The organism is Bradyrhizobium sp. LLZ17, assembly GCF_041200145.1.
In the GTDB taxonomy this organism is placed as follows: Bacteria; Pseudomonadota; Alphaproteobacteria; order Rhizobiales; family Xanthobacteraceae; genus Bradyrhizobium.
Genome location: NZ_CP165734.1, coordinates 1,488,360 through 1,505,750 on the forward strand (window position 1 = coordinate 1,488,360; position 17,391 = coordinate 1,505,750).

General features: G+C 65.1%; 17 protein-coding genes and 1 pseudogene. 5 read left to right on the forward strand and 13 right to left on the reverse strand.

The features are described from left to right. Positions 1-8: 8 nt before the first annotated feature. Positions 9-1,631, forward strand: a complete 1,623-nt coding sequence (locus AB8Z38_RS07480; RefSeq protein ID WP_369723903.1) for a M23 family peptidase — start codon at positions 9-11, stop codon at positions 1,629-1,631. 158 nt (positions 1,632-1,789) lie between these two features. Next, positions 1,790-2,698, forward strand: a complete 909-nt coding sequence (locus tag AB8Z38_RS07485) for an amino acid ABC transporter substrate-binding protein (RefSeq protein WP_369723905.1) — start codon at positions 1,790-1,792, stop codon at positions 2,696-2,698. A gap of 37 nt (positions 2,699-2,735) precedes the next feature. On the opposite strand, the gene AB8Z38_RS07490 is transcribed toward AB8Z38_RS07485, so the two are convergent. Further along, positions 2,736-3,239, reverse strand: coding sequence for a cupin domain-containing protein (locus AB8Z38_RS07490; RefSeq protein ID WP_369723907.1), 504 nt, complete (start codon positions 3,237-3,239; stop codon positions 2,736-2,738). Positions 3,240-3,260: 21 nt separating this feature from the next. Next, a complete protein-coding gene (locus tag AB8Z38_RS07495; protein ID WP_369723909.1) occupies positions 3,261-3,740 on the reverse strand; it encodes a carboxymuconolactone decarboxylase family protein in 480 nt (159 codons plus the stop codon). Positions 3,741-3,794: 54 nt separating this feature from the next. Here AB8Z38_RS07495 and AB8Z38_RS07500 point away from each other — a divergent pair, with 54 nt between their 5' ends. Then, complete coding sequence (locus AB8Z38_RS07500) at positions 3,795-4,322, forward strand: MarR family winged helix-turn-helix transcriptional regulator (protein WP_369723910.1); 528 nt, start codon at positions 3,795-3,797, stop codon at positions 4,320-4,322. On the opposite strand, the gene AB8Z38_RS07505 is transcribed toward AB8Z38_RS07500, so the two are convergent. The 3 genes from AB8Z38_RS07505 to AB8Z38_RS07515 all read right to left on the reverse strand — a co-directional run bounded on the left by AB8Z38_RS07505 (position 4,319) and on the right by AB8Z38_RS07515 (position 5,142). Then, complete coding sequence (locus tag AB8Z38_RS07505; protein ID WP_369723912.1) at positions 4,319-4,492, reverse strand: hypothetical protein; 174 nt, start codon at positions 4,490-4,492, stop codon at positions 4,319-4,321. The genes AB8Z38_RS07500 and AB8Z38_RS07505 overlap by 4 nt on opposite strands. A gap of 83 nt (positions 4,493-4,575) precedes the next feature. Then, entirely contained in the window at positions 4,576-4,827 is a 252-nt protein-coding gene (locus AB8Z38_RS07510; RefSeq protein ID WP_369723914.1) for a hypothetical protein, read from the reverse strand. Between the two features lie 60 nt (positions 4,828-4,887). Beyond that, the gene (locus AB8Z38_RS07515) at positions 4,888-5,142 is read right to left on the reverse strand and encodes a hypothetical protein (RefSeq protein WP_369723916.1); all 255 of its coding nucleotides are present in this window, start codon (positions 5,140-5,142) and stop codon (positions 4,888-4,890) included. Positions 5,143-5,277: 135 nt separating this feature from the next. Between AB8Z38_RS07515 and AB8Z38_RS07520 the strand changes: the two genes are divergently transcribed. After that, the gene (locus tag AB8Z38_RS07520) at positions 5,278-6,507 is read left to right on the forward strand and encodes a lytic murein transglycosylase (RefSeq protein ID WP_369723917.1); all 1,230 of its coding nucleotides are present in this window, start codon (positions 5,278-5,280) and stop codon (positions 6,505-6,507) included. Positions 6,508-6,643: 136 nt separating this feature from the next. Here the strand turns inward: AB8Z38_RS07520 and AB8Z38_RS07525 are convergent. The 3 genes and pseudogenes from AB8Z38_RS07525 to recJ all read right to left on the reverse strand — a co-directional run bounded on the left by AB8Z38_RS07525 (position 6,644) and on the right by recJ (position 10,248). Next, positions 6,644-7,435: pseudogene (locus AB8Z38_RS07525) on the reverse strand (aldolase). Positions 7,436-7,547: 112 nt separating this feature from the next. Then, positions 7,548-8,354, reverse strand: a complete 807-nt coding sequence (locus AB8Z38_RS07530) for an SDR family NAD(P)-dependent oxidoreductase (protein ID WP_369723919.1) — start codon at positions 8,352-8,354, stop codon at positions 7,548-7,550. Positions 8,355-8,406: 52 nt separating this feature from the next. Then, the gene (gene recJ, locus AB8Z38_RS07535; RefSeq protein ID WP_369723921.1) at positions 8,407-10,248 is read right to left on the reverse strand and encodes a single-stranded-DNA-specific exonuclease RecJ; all 1,842 of its coding nucleotides are present in this window, start codon (positions 10,246-10,248) and stop codon (positions 8,407-8,409) included. A 275-nt stretch (positions 10,249-10,523) separates the two neighbouring features. Here recJ and AB8Z38_RS07540 point away from each other — a divergent pair, with 275 nt between their 5' ends. After that, complete coding sequence (locus AB8Z38_RS07540) at positions 10,524-11,606, forward strand: methyl-accepting chemotaxis protein (protein WP_369723923.1); 1,083 nt, start codon at positions 10,524-10,526, stop codon at positions 11,604-11,606. 173 nt (positions 11,607-11,779) lie between these two features. On the opposite strand, the gene AB8Z38_RS07545 is transcribed toward AB8Z38_RS07540, so the two are convergent. The 5 genes from AB8Z38_RS07545 to AB8Z38_RS07565 form a co-directional block, all read right to left on the reverse strand. Further along, entirely contained in the window at positions 11,780-12,784 is a 1,005-nt protein-coding gene (locus tag AB8Z38_RS07545) for a 4-hydroxythreonine-4-phosphate dehydrogenase PdxA (RefSeq protein WP_369723925.1), read from the reverse strand. Then, complete coding sequence (locus AB8Z38_RS07550) at positions 12,781-14,319, reverse strand: tripartite tricarboxylate transporter permease (RefSeq protein WP_369723927.1); 1,539 nt, start codon at positions 14,317-14,319, stop codon at positions 12,781-12,783. The genes AB8Z38_RS07545 and AB8Z38_RS07550 overlap by 4 nt, the downstream gene beginning before the upstream one ends. Positions 14,320-14,331: 12 nt before the next feature. Next, positions 14,332-14,814 (reverse strand): tripartite tricarboxylate transporter TctB family protein, encoded by a 483-nt coding sequence (locus AB8Z38_RS07555; RefSeq protein ID WP_369723929.1) that lies wholly within the window; start codon positions 14,812-14,814, stop codon positions 14,332-14,334. Between the two features lie 262 nt (positions 14,815-15,076). Next, entirely contained in the window at positions 15,077-16,069 is a 993-nt protein-coding gene (locus AB8Z38_RS07560) for a tripartite tricarboxylate transporter substrate binding protein (RefSeq protein ID WP_369723931.1), read from the reverse strand. 54 nt (positions 16,070-16,123) lie between these two features. Then, a complete protein-coding gene (locus AB8Z38_RS07565; RefSeq protein WP_369723933.1) occupies positions 16,124-17,383 on the reverse strand; it encodes a CaiB/BaiF CoA transferase family protein in 1,260 nt (419 codons plus the stop codon). Positions 17,384-17,391: the final 8 nt, after the last annotated feature.

Consider the following 17,391-nt stretch of genomic DNA (forward strand, 5'->3'; position numbering starts at 1 on the left):
CACAACAGGTGACCGCCGGGGGCGAGACAGTGGGTAGGAAGGCTTTCCGCTTCGTCTCGCAAGCCCTGGCGTCGCTTTCGTTGCTTACCGCCAACCCGCTGGCTGCGGATGAATTGCGCAGCCCCTCACTCACGGCGCTGCGGGTCGATTGGCGCGCAGCGCTCGACCAGCTCCGCACCGAGATCAACAGCCACCCCCAGATCGCGGGCGACTTCGTCTTCGTGCCCCGCCGCACGGTACCGCGCTACGATCCGCGGGCGATGCCGGCGCTGGTGCAGCTCAACGCCGTCTCCTCGCAATTCTTCGCAGGCATCGCGCGAAGCGCTGTCCCGGTGCTGCTGCCGTTCGATGCCGCCGCATATCTGGAAGGCCGGCGCAACGGCACGCCATCGAGCCTGTCGCTGTCGCGCTACGAGGCCGATTTCAACCCCGTCGACATGTTCGACGCCGGACCCGCCGGCTATAGCGCCAGCTTCTCGTTCGAACCTGGTGCCGGCGACGGCATGCCGAGCCGCGTGTTTGCGAAGCCGGTCGAGGTGCAGATCACGGGATCGGCGCTCATCTACGACATCGCCGATCCCTCCGGCGGCAAGGGCGAGCCGGTCAAGCCGCTCGCGGCGGTCTATCCGGACCTGCGCAAGTTCATTCGCGAAGGCTATGTGCGTTACGCCTTCTCCCGCTTCGGCGTCGCTTATGTCGTATCCATCCAGTGCCTGGACAGCGTCGCAAAACCGCGGCGGCTCGCCTGCAAGGAAGCCTATCCGGTTGCCGAGCGCTTCCTGAAGGCGCTGCACGTTGCCGGCGGCCAGCGTATGCGCCCGCTGGCGGATGTTGCCTCCGACGTCCTCGATCGTCCTATCGCGCGCTCGGCGGATTTCAGCTACCGGCCGAGCGGCGACATCATCCCGAACACCGGCTATCGCAAGCAGGGCGGCCATCCCGACGTGATAGCCTATGCCCAGATCCGTTTTCCGCTGGAAAAGGCGCCTGCCTTCGTGCGCTCGCAATCCTACGCCAAGCGTGACAAGAACGACGGCCCGACCGCGTATCCCTGGCGCGACAATTTCTGCGAGTCCCGCAGCTTTGAAGTCTGGCAATGCGGCGGCGGTTACGGCCATCAGGGCGAAGACATCCGTGCCGCCGATTGTCCGCCGCCAAGCGACGGCCAAGCCCCCTGCGATCCCAGGCAGCGCGGCGTGGTTGCGGTGCGCGACGCAATCGTGATCCGCGGCTCCAAGGACCAGGCCGCCACACTCGAGATCAACAGCCGCACCGAGCACATCCGCTTCCGCTACATGCACATGAACCCGCAGACCATGAACGCCGACGGCCTGCTCAACGGCCGCATGGTCGTTGAGGGCGAAAAGATCGGCGTTGTCTCGAACTATCTCGACCATCCCGCCGGCACCTCCATGCACCTGCATTTCGACGTCCAGGTGTTCACCCGCGACGGCTGGATCTGGGTCAGCCCCTACGCCACCCTGGTCTCGGCCTACGAGCGTTTGATCCGCGCCCGCGGCCGCGAGATCGGCCCGGAGATCGCGGTCACCGCGCAGCCCGTCGCGCATGCGCTGCCCGAGGACGTGGTCAAGCCCGACCAGCGCGAGGGATCGAGCGGCGAGGAGAATTGAGGCGCCGCTCGCGCCGCCAGCAGCCTCGCCGACGTCTTTGATGACGCCAATCCCGGCAGCAAGGCGGGACCGTATTTCGGCCGCGCCCGCATCACGCAACCTTCTCTGGCCTCAGAATTGCTTGGCTCCCGCCAGGCAATCAGGATGAAGGGAAGCATATGCGTTGTCTCACCACGGTGGCCATTTTGGCCGTCGCGCTCGCCACGCCGATTCATGCACAGGAATTGAGCGGCACGCTGAAGAAGATCAAGGAGACCGGCGCGATCACGCTCGGGATCCGCGACAGTGCCGTGCCCTTCAGCTACATCGACGACAAGCAGAAGATCGTCGGCTACGCCGTCGACATCTGCATGAAGATCGTTGACGAGATCAAGGCCGAGCTCAAGCTCGACAAGCTCGAGGTCAACCAGAACATCGTCACGTCCTCCACCCGTATTCCGCTGATGGCGAACGGCACCGTCGATCTCGAATGCGGCTCGACGACCAACAACGCCGACCGCCAGAAGCAGGTGTGGTTCACCAACACGCATTTCCTGACGGCAAGCCGCTTCGTCTCCAAGAAGGCGCTGAAGCTCGATCAGATTGACGACCTCAAGGGCAAGGCTGTCGTCTCGGTCTCCGGCACGACCAACATCACTCAGCTCAACAAGGCCAATGCGGCCCGCTCGCTCGGCATCACCGTGATGAACGCCAAGGACGTGCCGGAAGCATTCCTGATGGTGGAGACCGACCGCGCTGCGGCATTCGTCATGGACGACATCCAGCTTGCGGCGATGATCGCCTCGTCGAAGGACCCGTCACTGTACGCGATCAGCACGGGCGCATTTTCCGATCCGGAGCCCTATGGCATCATGCTGCGCAAGGACGATGTACCGTTCAAAACCGTCGTCGATCGGGCAACCGCCAAGCTCTACAAGAGCCCCGAAATCGAGACGATCTACAACAAATGGTTCATGGAGCCGGTGCCGCCGCGCGGCCTGAACTTCCACGTGCCGATGCCAGCCTCGCTCAAGAAGTCATTCGAGCACCCGTCCGACAATCCCGATCCCGGATCTTACGCGGGATGACGACAACCTGAAATGTGGAGCCCGGATCGAGCGAAGCTCACTCCAGATACGTCGTGAGCTGCGCACCCTCGTCGGCCACGAACACGGCAATCAGTTCGGCCGGCTCGGTGGTGCTCGCATTGGCGGAGACCAGATGCGTTGCGCCCGGCGGTTCGAAGAAGGATTGGCCGACCCCAAACGTCTCGATCGGGCCGCCGCCGAGCTGTGAGCGAATCTCACCCTTGGTGATGTAGGCCGTCACCGACCCCGCGTGACGATGCGGCCTTGAAAACCCGCCGGGGCCATAGAACACGCGCACGATGGTGACGCGCTTGCCGGGCACGTTGGGCAGCGCGTAGGAGCCGATCGGCTCCACCCTGTCGAGCGGCGAACTCTCGGCGGCGGTCGCGCAGAGCGGCGCGAGCACCCCGGAGACCGTATCCATCGTCGCCGGGAGAGTCTTGCCGATCGCCAGCGCGCCAGCGAGTCCGCCGATGACGGCGAACCCTACCGAGCGCGAACGCGATCGCCACGGCGCAGCCGTCAGATTCATTGCGGTCATGTTGACCTCCCTTTGTCGCAATCAGGACGCCGCGGGATTGGCCGCGGCGGGTCGCTTCGGCGGCGTCCAGCGATACGCCGCGCCAAATCGGTTCCAGACGTTGATCGAGGCGATCGCCGAGGTCAGATAGGTCAGCTCGGTCTCGGAGAATTCGCGCTGCACCTCGGCATAGATCTCATCACCGAAGCCATCCGGCAACAGGGTCAGGGCTTCGGTCCAGGCCAGTGCCGCGCGCTCGCGCGCCGAGAAGATCGGTGCCTCGCGCCAGACCGCGACCAGATGGAGTTTGTCGACGGGCACGCCGAGCCGTTCGGAGAGCAGAACGTGATGCTGGACGCAAAAGGCGCAGCCGTTGATCTGCGAGGCGCGCAACTTGACCAGCTCGAGAAGCTGCTTGTCCAGGCCGGCCTTGGCCGCAACCTGGCCCAGCGCGAGCACCAGCTCATACGCATCGGGCGCAATCCTCTTGAAATCCTCGTATTCGCTGCGGGCGTGTGACATCGCCGTTCACCTCGTGTTATTGTAAGGCTGCTTACATATTATAAGAGCTCTTACATGGCGCGCAAGCCGGCCGGCATCACGAAATCGCAACTGCGACACAAGGCGCCCGTGGCCGCCGCGTCGGTGCAAGTGCCGGCTCCCGGCGAAGGCAAGCGTGGCGAGCAGGGCTATCTCGGCTATCTCCTGCGTCAGGCGCACGCCGCGGTGCGGCTCAAGATGGAACGAACGTTGGCCGATCTTGGCGTGACGTCGCCGCAATTCGCCGTGCTGACCATGCTGAACGCCTATCCGGGCCTGTCCGGTGCCGACGTCGCCCGCCTCACCTTCCTGACGCCGCAGACCGTCGGGGTCATCATTCGTAATCTCGAACGCGACGGCGCCATCGAGATGACGCCGCATCCCGTCCACGGCCGCATCCAGCAATGGACGCTGACGCCGCGCGGAGCAACGCTGCTGAAAGCCTGCCGGGAGCGTGTCATCGCGCTGGAAAAGCGCCTCGTGGCCGGGCTCGACAGCAAGGCCGAGGCCGCAATCCGGCGCTGGCTCGCCGACGTCGCGATCGAGTTGCAGGACGAGGCTTAGTCGCCTCCTCCGTCACCCGCATCGCCCTCCGAAAAGTCTCCCCAGCCGGCGTCGCCGCCGCCTTGAATGCCGCGGCCGAAATTCTCCGCAATGATCATCAGGATCACAACGAGTAAGCCTGCGCCGAAGGGCCAGGGATTGGCACGAATGAGGTCGAGCAGCTCCCGCATGCGGGCATCTTGCGCAGACGAACGCGAACGGACCGTAAAGTAGCGGGCTGAAAGTTTGCGGCTTGCGAACTTGCGGAAGGAGACTACCCGCCGCTTAATTCATGCTTAACCTCGCCCTGCGGCCAGGTCTCGTCAGCCCCGATCACGCGCACACGGCTTTGATCGGTGGCATTCACCAGCACGTGCGAACTCACCTGGTCGCCGCTCGGCTCCAGGTGAAAATCAGTTTCAGGATTCCAGCTCAGCGTGGTCGCGAGATCCCCGGGAAATATCTGCCACCGGGATCCGTCGTCCAGCTCGACGATGTGGCTTTCGGCATGTGCGCGTATCTTCATTCCACCCCAAAGTCTTCCTGAAAAAGTGGGCCCCGACGCTTGAACCGGGGCCCTGCTTCGTCAATCGTTGTCGTGATGGATCACGGTCTTGCTGCGGTTGCCGAATTCATCTTGCTTCTTGATCACCGTGGTACGGTCGGTGGGTGCACGTTCCTTGACGATCGTGGTGCGATCACGATCGCGATCACGATATTCGGGGGCCTGACCGACCGTCACGCCGGCGCCAACCGGGCCGACATGAACGCCGACTTCATCCGCGAATGCAGGAGCCGCGATCGCCGTAACCATGGCAGCGGCAAAAAGATACTTCCTCATTTCATGCTCCTCTCGGGTGGTGGGGAGGGAATGCGGGACTGCGACATTTTGTTCCGGGGAACGCCGGCGCGATGGCCTGTTCTTCATGTTCCTGGAACCGCTCACAGCGGCCATGTTTCCCGCTACAATGCGCGCATGAAACAAGCTGATTCTTTACTCAATCATACCCGCCGTTCCCTGCTCAAATCCACGCTCGGCGCAGCTACCCTGCTCGCGTTCCCGACGCGCGTTCTTGCTTCGCCGCCCGGCTTCGATGAATGGCGCGAAGCTTTTCGCGCGCGTGCGATGGCCAAGGGCATTTCGGCTGCGACCTGGCAGCGCGCGATGGCGCGGGTCGAGCCCGACATGAGCGTGTTCAAGCAAATGCGCAACCAGCCGGAATTTCACGAGCAGGTCTGGCAATACATCAACCGCCGCGTCTCCGACTGGCGCATCATCAACGGCAAGATCGCGCTGAAGAACAACGAGGCGCTGTTCGCGCGCATCGAGCGCGATTTCGGCGTCGAGCGCGGCACACTGCTGGCGCTGTGGGGCGTCGAGTCGGCCTACGGCGATCCGCTCGTGCAGCAGAACCACATGACGCCGGTGTTTCCCTCGCTGGCCGCACTCGCCTGGAACGAGCCGCGTCGCAAGGCCTATTGGGAAACCGAGCTGATCAACGCGCTGCGCATCGTCGACAAAGGTTGGAGCACGCCGGAGGAGATGCGGGGGTCCTGGGCCGGCGCGATGGGACATTCGCAATGGATGCCGGAAGTCTGGCTCAATGTCGGCATCGACTATGACGGCGACGGCAAGGTCTCGCCATTCGGCAAGCCCGACGACGCGCTGGGCTCGACGGCGAAATACCTCGTCAATCGCGGCAAGTGGCGCCGCGGCGAGCATTGGGGCTACGAGGTGCGCGCGTCCGGCGACATCAGCGGCAGCCGCACTTACGCTGCATGGGCATCGGCCGGCGTCACGCGCGCGGACGGGCAGCCGTTTCCGCAACCAAGCGCATCTGCGCAGATGTGGACGCCGGTTGCGGGCGGGCCGACGTTCCTGCTTGGACCGAATTTCAATGCAGTGAAAAGCTACAATCCCTCGATGAACTATGCGCTGGCGATCTGCCATCTCGGCGACCGCTGTCTGGGCGCGCCGCCCTTCATCCAGCCCTTCCCCGGCTCCGAGCGCGCACTCACGCTCGCCGAAGTACAGGAGATGCAGACGCGATTGACGAAGGCGGGCTTCGACACCGGCGGCACCGACGGCCGCGTCGGCAACGACACGATGAAGGCGATCAAGGATTTTCAGCAGAAGGCCGGCATCTTGCCGGCCGACGGCTATGGCGGGCTGAAGGTCCTGGCCAAGCTGCGGCAGGGTGGATAGCAGCTCCCGTCATTCCGGGGCGCGCCACTTGGCGCGAGCCCGGAATCCATTTTTCCGCCTCACCTGCTGCACGATGGATTCCGGGCTCGCGCTTCGCGCGCCCCGGAATGATGCCGTTGGCGACGCGCACTCCGCCTCAGTGCCGGTACTGCGGCTCCTCGGCATCGAGCTGGCGCCGGATCGCCGCGAGATGCAGCCGCGCGGATCGGAATCGCCTTCACGCATCTGCTTGTAGGTGGCGGTCGCGATAGCGGGATCGACCGGCAAGACCTTGCGGCCCGTCGACATCGCCAGCACCTGCACTTCGGCCGCGCGCTCGAGGTAGTAGAGATCGTCCCAGGCGTCCGCGATGGTCGGCGCAAGCACCATCACGCCGTGATGTTTCATGAAGACGATGTCGGCGTCACCGACGGCGGAAGCGATGCGCGCGCCTTCGCGGTTGTCGAGCGCGAGGCCGTTGTAGTCGCGATCGACCGCCGTGCGCCCGTAGAATTTGAGCGCGGTCTGGCCCGCCCAGATCAGGAGGATCGCCCTCCGTCATCGACAGTGCCGTCGCATAGGGCATGTGGGTATGGAAAGCGACCTTGGCGCGTGGCAAGCGCCTGTGCATCTCGGCGTGGATGTAGAAGGCGGTCGCCTCGGGCTCTCCTTCGCCGTCAAGCACATGGCCGTCGAAGTCGCAGATCAGGAGTTTAGACGCAGACAGCTCGCGAAAAGCGTAGCCATAGGGATTGACCAAAAAGAGATCGTCATGGCCGGGCACCACGGCCGAGAAGTGGTTGCAGATGCCCTCCTCAAAACCGTTGCGCGCCGCCATGCGGAAGCAGGCAGCGAGATCCTCGCGCGCGCTGCGGATCGCATCGCTGGCGAGGTCCGGTCGGTTTGAGCGAATGGGTGCTGGGGAGGAGGCGTGAAGGCCGTGCGCCATGGCGAAGGATAACCTCGTTCAGTCGTAAGCTGCCGGCCTTGTACAAGGCCGACACCTGCGCGTCAGCCCCTGCGGACGCCACCCTGCCCTTCGCACCTTGCGCGGCGGCTTGCTATCGCCGCGGTACGCCGCCCGCGTTCATGCCGCCGTCGATCACGAGTTCGGTCCCGGTGACGTAGCGCGAGGCATCGGAGGCCAGATACAGCACGCCGCTGGCGATCTCGACCGCCTGCCCGGCGCGGCCGAGCGGCGTCACGACCCGGGCGCGCTCCTCGGGATCGATCGGCGCATTGGCCTGGTTGCCAGTCGCGCCGGTCGGGATTTTGCCCCAGATCGGCGTGTCGATGATGCCGGGGTGCACGGAATTGACGCGAATGCCGTCACCCGCCGCCGCGCACTCCATCGCGATCGATTTGGCGAACATCCGCACGCCGCCCTTGGTCGCCGAATAGGCGGACAGCCCGGGCGAGCCGCGCAGGCCTGCCAGCGAAGACATCATGACGATCGAGCCGCCGGCAGTCTTGCGCATCAGCGGCAGGCAATGCTTCACCGAGAGGAACACGCCGTCGAGATTGATTGCGTTCTGCTTGCGCCAATCGCTCAGCGTCATGTCGATGATCGAGGGCACGGCAATGCCGATGCCCGCATTGGAGACGAGAATATCGAGCCGGCCATAGCGCTTCGCGATTTCGGCAACGATCTCGATCCAGCGCTCCTCGGAGGTAACGTCCTGCTCCAGAAAAATCGCCTTGCCATCAGCCTTGGTGATGCGCCTGGCGAGCTCCGGTCCCCTCAACTCGTCGATGTCGGTGATGACGACGCTCGCGCCCTCGCGCGCGAACAGCTCGACGACCGCCTCGCCAATACCCGAAGCGCCGCCCGTCACCAGCGCGATCTGGCCTTCAACCTGTCCTGCCATGTTCACTCCCTTTCTTTTTGTTGCTTGAGCGATTTATCTTTTGCGCATGGCGCTATCTAATCACGGATGGCCCCTGATCCGGTAGCGCAACGTCGATCACGCGAAACTGCACGCGCTCGGCGCCCTGGTAACGGTCGACCGACAACGAACCCGCGACGTTCAATTGCTGCCCGCGATTGGCCACCAGTGCGTTGCCGAGCCTTTGACCGACCGAACGGAACGCAATGCCGTTGACGATCGCGCCGTCGCCCGACTTGAATCGCAGCCTTAAATGCGCCTGCCCGACCTCGTCGGCATAGATGAGCTGATGCGCCGGTAGCGCCAGCACGACTTCCGGATTGCCGCTGCCGAACGGACCTGCGCGGTTGAGCGTGGCGGCAAGCTCCGTCGTCACCGCGCGCGCCGAAACCGCGCCGTCAATGTAGAGTTCGTTGACATGACGTGCCTCCGCGACGTCGCGCGCCAGCGCGCTTTCGAGATAGGCGCGGAATTCGGCGAGCTTCTCCTTGCGCAGCGTCACGCCCGCGGCCATCGCGTGCCCGCCGCCCTTCAGCAAGATGCCGTCGGTGACCGCCTGCCGCACCGCCTTGCCGAGATCGACGCCGGCGATCGAGCGGCCCGAACCGGTACCGATGCCGCCCGGCTCGAGCGCGATGGCGAAAGCGGGCCGCGAAAACTTCTCCTTCAGGCGCGAGGCGACGAGGCCGACCACGCCGGGATGCCAGCCTTCGGAGGCCGTGACGATGACGCCGAGCTTGTCCTCGAACCCTATCGAGGCAAGCGCCTCGGCTTCGGCCTGGGCTTCGGCGGCCTGCTCGATGACGCGGCGCTCGCTGTTGAGGCGGTCGAGCTCGGCGGCGATGCGCGCCGCCTCGACGCTGTCGCCTTCGAGCAAAAGCCGCACGCCGAGATCGGCGCGGCCGATGCGGCCGCCGGCGTTGATGCGCGGCCCCAGCATGAAGCCGAGATGCCAGGCCTCCGGCGGTCCGTTGAGCCGCGCCACGTCCATCAACGCGGTGTGCCCGACATGGTCGCGCCGCCGCATCGCGATCAGCCCCTTGGCGACGAAGGCGCGGTTGAGGCCAATCAGCGGTGCGACGTCGGCAACGGTGCCGAGCGCGACGTGATGTAGCATGCCGAGCAGATCGGGCTCGGGCATTTCGCTCGACCAAAAGCCGCGCTGGCGCAGTTCGCGGTTGACGGCGACCAGCGTCACCAGCACCAGGCCGACCGCGGCGAGATGGCCAAGGCCGGAGAGATCGTCGGGGCGGTTCGGATTGACCAGCGCGTCGACTTCAGGGAGATCGATCCCGGATTGGTGGTGATCGATCACGACCACGGACTGGCCGAGCCGCTTGGCTTCGGCCAGCGGCTCGATGCTGGTGGTGCCACAATCGACGGTGACGAGCAGCGTGGCGCCCTTCGCCGCCAGCGCGCGCACCGCCTCAGTGTTGGGGCCGTAGCCCTCGAAAATGCGATCAGGAATATGGATCAGCGGATCGAGCCCGCAGTGGCGCAAATGCCAGGCGAGCAGCGCCGCGGAGGTCGCGCCGTCGACGTCGTAGTCGCCGAAGATCGCGACCTTCTCGCCCTTCACCGCCGCATCGGCGATCCGCCTTGCCGCGGCCTCCATCTCGGTCACCGTGTAGGGGTCCGGCAACAATTTGCGGATGGTCGGGTCGAGGAAGTCGGCGACGGCATCGATGTCGACGCCGCGGCCGGCCAGCACCCGCGCCAACAGCTCCGGCAATTGGTGCCGCTGCACGATGGCGAGTGCCCGGGCCGCGCCGCGGGCATCGAGCCGGTCGCGCCAGAGCTTGTCGGTCAGCGAACGCGCCACACCCAGGAAGGCCTGGGGCGCTTCGACGGGCAAGGCGGTAGCGGGCGGCGTCATGATGGGACTGACTGTTGGGGACTCTGGACCCGGGCGAACACGCACGCGCTCGGTCGGGGGATTGGCCGGCAATCCACCGCGGTTTGCAACGGCTGGGCTGCACAAAGCGGTGGATGGCGCCTGACCGGAGGGAGTGACTACCATTTAGGCACTCCGTCGAACAGCATATTAAGCGGGCGTTAGGTTGAATCCTCGAAAAAGACTCGTATTCGATCTGTGATTGATTGTTCCGGGTTCGTTGCAGATCAGGCCTCATTGCCAAGGGAAATTACCCGATGTCTGCCGCGCTGAATTTGAAAGCCAAGCCGATTGCGAACGGAACCGCCGAGCCCGATGATGATTCCGACATCTCGGGACTGATCAACCGCCTCACCGCGGAGGTCAACCAGATCGCGGTCGACAAGACCAAGTCGATCCAGCAGATCACCAACCAGATGAAGATGCTGGCGCTGAACGCGCTGATCGAAAGCTCGCGCGCCGGTGCCCAAGGTGCAGGCTTCGCCGTGGTGGCGCAGGAGGTGCGCGGCGTCGGCCAGCAAGTCGAGACCATCGCGCGCGAGCTCGAAACCCAGCTGACCAAACGCACCGGCGATCTCGTCGCCTCGATCGAGCGCATGAGCCAGCGCTCGCGCGGCGAGCGCATGGTCGATTTGTCGCTGAACGCGATCGAGCTGATCGACCGCAACCTCTATGAGCGCACTTGCGACGTGCGCTGGTGGGCCACCGATTCCGCCGTGGTCGACTGCGCGGCCGCGCCGAGCGCTGCCGCCGTCTCCCACGCCTCGCAGCGCCTGGGCGTGATCCTCGGCGCCTACACCGTCTATCTCGATCTCTGGCTCTGCGACCTCGACGGCAACGTCATCGCCAACGGTCGCGCCGACCGGTTTCGCGCCGTCGGCCAGAACGTCGCCCACACCAAATGGTTTCGCGAGGCCAAGGGCCTGCGCTCCGGCGACGACTATGTCGCCGGCGACGTCGAGAACCAGCCGCTGCTTGGCAACGCGCAGGTCGCGACCTACTGCGCCAGCGTGCGCGCCGGCGGCCAAGCCAATGGCGCGCCGATCGGCGTGCTCGCGATCCATTTCGACTGGGAGGCGCAGGCCCGCGCCATCGTGCAAGGCGTGCGCGTCGGCGACACCGACAAAGCCCGCGTGCTGCTGGTCGACTCCAATTTTCGCATCATCGCCGCCTCCGACGGCCAGGGTATCCTCAGCGAGCGCATCGCGCTGTCGCTGGATGGCCAGCGCTCCGGCTTCTATCACGACCGCACCGGCACGCTGGTCGCCTTCCATGCAACCCCCGGCTACGAAACCTATCGTGGGCTGGGCTGGTATGGCGTGATCGTCTGCGGTGCGTGAGGCCCGACGCAAGCCTGACCAATCAAAAACCGCGAAAACAACCCCATGCACAGTAGCCAGAGGGTTGTTTTCGCTGGTGCTTTTTTGCACGCGCCAAAGCGCTTTGACACGTCGGGCAAAACAGTGGCATTCCGCCATCATCACGACATCTGAAACCGTGCCCGTTGCCGCAATCACGCGCGGCGACGCGTCGCCATCTCGGCCGCGAGCAGCACCGCGGCGCGGGTCGCGCCGGTGGACGCGATGCCCTGCCCTGCGATGTCGTAGGCGGTGCCGTGCGCAGGCGTGCAGATCGGAAACGGGAAGCCGCCGAGAAGAGTGACGCCGCGATCGAATCCCATCAGCTTCATCGCGATCTGGCCCTGGTCGTGGTACATCGTCAGCACCGCATCGAAGTCTCCACGCTTGGCACGCAGGAACACGGTGTCCGCCGGGAACGGCCCCTGGACGGCGATGCCCTCGCGCTGGCCCGCCACGACTACTGGCGCGATGATGTCGATCTCCTCGCGGCCGAAATTGCCGCCGTCGCCGGCGTGCGGATTGAGGCCCGCGACCGCAATGCGCGGACGCGCAAAGCCGGCGTTGCGCATGCAGGCATCGGTGAGCTCGAGCGCGCGGTGGATCCGTTCGCTGGACAGACGCGCGGCGACGTCCTTGAGCGGAATGTGGGAGGTGACCCGCGCGTTCCAGAGCTCGCCCAGGACGTTGAACTCGCTTGCCGGCGTCTTGAGGCCGGCGATCTCGGCGGAGAACGCGATCTCGTCATCATAGTCGGCGCGGGCAAGTCGCATCGCCTGCTTGTTGAACGGCGTGAAGCAGACGGCATCGACACGGCGATCACGGGCGAGCTCGAGCGCGTGCCGGTAGTTCGCCAGCGCGAATTTTCCGCCGGCAAGGGTCGCGGTTTTCGCTTCGACCTCCTTGGGATCGAGATGGCCAAGATCGACGAACAGCGTCTCGCCTGCCGTCGCGCGAAGGTCGGCGTCAGGCTTCACCGTCGTCAGCTCCGGGGTGACGCCGGCGATACGGGCGCCCTCGTCGAAGATGCGGCGGTCGCCGATCACGACCAGCCGGCCGCGGGCGCGGACCTCGTCCAGCGCGACGATCTTTGCGGTCAGCTCCGGGCTGATGCCGGCGGGATCTCCCATGGCGAGAGCAATGAGCGGCTTTGCGATCATATGATCACCTTTTCCTGGCCGGTCGTCCCGGTGTCGCCTGGCGCGGGCTTGCGCAGCAATTGCGCGAGCTGGAGCACGAGCGGAAGCAGCAGCAGCGCGATTCCGGCGATCACCAGGCACGTCACCAGCTTGTTTGCGAAGAAGATCCCGAGCGATCCCTTGGACATCAGCATCGATTGCCGGAACGCGTCCTCGGCCTTGTCGCCGATGACGATCGCCAGCACCAGCGGCGCCAGCGGATAGAACAGCTTCTTGAAGAGATAGCCGACGATGCCGAAGCCGAGCATCATGACCACGTCAAGATACGAGTTCGAAACCGAATAGGCGCCGACCACGCAGATGATCACGATCAGGGGGGCGATGACCACGAAGGGTATCCGCATCAATGCCGCAAACACCGGAACGGTCAGCAGCACCAGCACAACCGCGACGATGTTGCCGACATACATTGACGCGATCAGGCCCCAGACGAAATCCTTCTGGTCGACGAACAGCATCGGCCCGGGATTGAGGCCCCAGATCATCAGGCCGCCCATCATCACCGCCGCGGTGGCCGAGCCGGGAATACCGAGCGAGAGCATCGGCAGCAGCGCGCTGGTGCCGGCCGCGTGGTCGGCCGTCTCCGGCGAGATGATGCCCTCGACCTCGCCTGTGCCGAAATACCGGCCGCGTTTCGAGAAACGCCGGGCGATGCCGTAGCTCATGAAGGACGCCGCGGTCGGACCGCCCGGCGTGATCCCCATCCAGCAGCCGATCGCCGCGCTGCGGAGTAACGCGACGCCATGCCGCGGCAGGCGGCCGACGGCACGAAACACTTCGCGCCAGTCGATCCTGGAGGAGACGGCGCGGGCGTGAAACTCCTCTTCGACAGCGACCAGGAGCTCGCCGATACCGAACAGACCCATGACCGCGACGACGAAGTTCACGCCCTTGACCAGCTCGTCGATGCCCATGGTGAGGCGCACGCTGCCGGACACTGTGTCGATGCCGATGGCGGCGATCGCAAAGCCGATCGCGAGCGCCACGACCGTCTTCATGGGCGCCGCGCCGCCCATGCCGACGAAGCTCGCAAACGCCAGGAAATAGACCGCGAAATATTCCGGCGGCCCAAAGGCGAGCGCGACCTGCGCCACCCATGACGCGAGGAAGGTGATCAGGATGACGCCAACCAGCGCGCCAAAGGCGGCCGAACCGAAGGCGGTAGCGAGCGCCGTGGTCGGCCGCCCGTCGCGCGCCATCGGATAGCCGTCGAATGTGGTTGCGACGGAGGACGGCTCGCCCGGAATGTTGAACAGGATCGAGGTCACGGATCCGCCGAACAGCGCGCCCCAATACATGCTGGAGAGCAGGATGATGGCCGAGACCGGCTGCATGCCGAAGGTGAGAGGCAGCAGCAGCGACACGCCGTTCGGCGCGCCCAGCCCGGGCAGCACGCCGACGAGAATGCCGAGCAGCACGCCGACCACCATCAGCGCCAGATGCGGCACCGTGACAGCGATGGTGAAGCCGTGCAGGAGTTCACCGAGATTATCCATCGGCCTCTCTCCTCAGAAGCCAAACGCGGCAGCGAGCGCGCCGTGCGGCAGGCTGACCTGGAACATGCGCTCGAACACGACATAGAGCGCGACGGCGGTTGCCGCCGCCATCGCGAGCGAGCGAAGCAGCGATTGATGCCTGGGGATCGCCAGCACCGCGAAGATATAGAGGGCCGAGGCGAGATACATCCCGAGCAGCGGGATCGCGGCCACGAAGATCGCGGCGGGCACGAACAGGCCCGCAAGCCGGCGCAGCTCGGCCGGATTGATCGCGACGGGCACGCTTGCCAGTGTCACGGCCGGCAGCAGGCCGCGCGCCAGATTGTAGAGACTGCCGAGCACGATCACGAGGCCGGTCAGGAACGGAAACGTGCCGGAATCCACGCCCGCGCTCGACCAGCCGATGCCGTTGTCCAGGCTCTGGACCACCACGGCGACGCCAAAGCTGCCGGTGAGGACGGCGGTCGCGAGTTCGAGGGATCGGCGCGAGATCATCGAAGGCTCCGGTTGGGCGGCGAATTTAACATTCGACGTCGTCCCGGCGAAGGCCGGGACCCATAACCCCAGGGAGAAGTTTGGGGAAGACTTGGTGTTGGAAGACTTGGTGTTAGAAGACTTGCCGTTAGAAGACTTGGCGTTAGGTGTTCTCCGGTACGACAACCGCTGTCTATAGCGAGATCACGCGGTATGGGTCCCGGCCCCCGTGCGCAATGCGCACTAGGCCGGGACGACGGAGGAGTTTGTGGCCCACCCCGCCTCACTTGAGCAGCCAGCCCTGCTCGCTCGCGACTTGTCTGAGATGCTCGAGGTCCTCCTTGATGAACTTGTCCAACTCGGCACCGGTCAGGAACGTGTCGATCTGCGAGGACTTTTCGATGTAGTCCTTCCATTCCGGCGTGGCCTGCACCTTCTTCATGAGGTCGACATAGTATGCCGCCTGCTCCGGCGTGACCTTGCCCGGCAGCCACACCGTGCGTGGCTGCTCGTATTGCTTGATGTCGAGGCCCTGCTCGACGCAGGTCGGAACGTCGCTCCAGCCCTCGGTCGCGGTGATCTTGGGTCCCTGCGGCAGACGCTTCGGGCTGAAGGCGCAGAGCGGGCGCTGCGTACCGCCGCGCCACTGGCCGAGGCTTTCGCTGGGATTGTTGACGTGGGAATCGATATGCCCGCCGGCGAGCTGCACGGCGGCTTCGGCACCGCTCTTGAAGGGGATGTAGGTCAGCTTCACATGACCGACCTTCTCGATCATGCGGGTCAGGACTTCGTCGGTGTCCTTGGACTGCGCCCCGCCCATCTTGAAGTCACCCGTTGCCGCCGCCTTCAGATAGTCGCCCGCGGTCTTGTAGGGTGCGTCCTGCTTGACCCAGAGCAGGAATTCATCCTGCGCCATGGCCGCGATCGGGGTCAGATCGGTGTAGTTGAAGGCGACCTTGGAGACGAGCGGCTGCTGCCAGGCATTCGACGTGCCGAAGATCACCTTGTAGGGATCGCCGGCGGAGGCCTTGCCGTAGACATAGCCTTCCGCGCCGCTGCCGCCGGGCTTGTTGACGACGACAATCGGCTGGTCCGTCAGCTTGTACTTGGTGACGATGTTCTGCACCGCGCGGGCGATATTGTCGGTGCCGCCGCCAGGACCTGCGGTTGCCACGAACTCGATCGGCTTCTGGGGTTGCCACGCCGCGAGCGCGGGCGCGCTGCTGGCGAGAGCTGCCGCACTGACGGACAACAGAAACAGAGACGTCCTACGCATGATTTCCTCCAACTGATTTTTTGTGATTTGTTCTCCAGCCGTCTCGACGTCTGCTCAGGCGACGCGTTCCTTGCGCTCCCTGGATGCCGAAACGATTGCGCCTTCTTGTTCGAGCGCTTCGATCTGCTGTTGGTCGAACCCGTGCTCCGTCAGCACCTCGCGCGTGTGCTCGCCATACACGGGCGCGCCGGAGCGCACCTTGCCCGGGGTCTCCGAGAATTTGACGGGAAGTCCGATCGTCTTGACGGGGCCGAGCGTGGAATGCTCGACCTCGACCACCATCTCGCGCGCCAGCGTCTGCGGATCGCTGAGCGCCTCCAGCATGTCGTGCACGGGGCCGCAGGGGACGCCCTTCTCGTCGAGCGCCGCGAGCCAATGCGCGCGCGACCGGGTCCGGAAGCGCTCGCTCAGGACGGCTTCGAGCTCCTTCAGGTGCGCCATGCGATCGGCTCCGGTGACGAAGCGCGGATCGGCGGCGAGCTCGCTCGCGCCAAGCGCTTCCAGCATCAACAGCCAGTGCTTTTTGTTGGCACCGCCGACCACGAGCCAGCCGTCGGACGCCTCAAAAGCCTGATACGGCGCATTGAGCGGATGCGCCGAACCCATCGCGCGCGGCGCGGTGCCGGCGGCGAGCGCGATCGTGGATTGCCAATAGGTCTGCACCAGCGCCGCCTCATAGAGCGACGTCTCGACCCACTGCCCTTCACCGGTCTTGAGACGATGGGTGTAGGCGGCCAGAATGCCCATGCTCGCGAGCAGCCCGGCGGTGATGTCCGACAGCGGCGGGCCGCACTTCACGGGCGGGCCATCGGGACGTTCGCCGGTAAAGCTCATGATGCCGCTCATCGCCTGCGCGACCAGATCGAATCCCCGGCGATCCTTGTAGGGACCGGTGCGGCCGAAGCCCGACAGCGAGCAATAGATCAGCGTCGGGAATTCTTCGTGCAGTGCCTTGTAGCCGAAGCCCAGGCGCTCCATCGCGCCCGGCGCGAAATTTTCCACCAGCACGTCGGCGTCCGCGACCAACCGGCGCAGCACGCGCTTGCCGCCCTCGGTCTTGAGATCGAGCACGATGCCGCGCTTGTTGCGGTTCATCATCAGGAACGATGCCGCCTCGTCGCCGATCTTGGGCGGCACGGAATGGCGGGTGTCGTCGCCGTTCGGCCACTTCTCGATCTTGATGACGTCAGCGCCCATGTCGGCGAGCATCAAGGTGCAGGTCGGCCCCGCCATGACATGGGTGAGATCAATGACCTTGAGGCCGGCGAGCGGTCCCATACGGCGGGAGGTGGATTGCGAACGGTCGCTTTGCATCGGCTGGC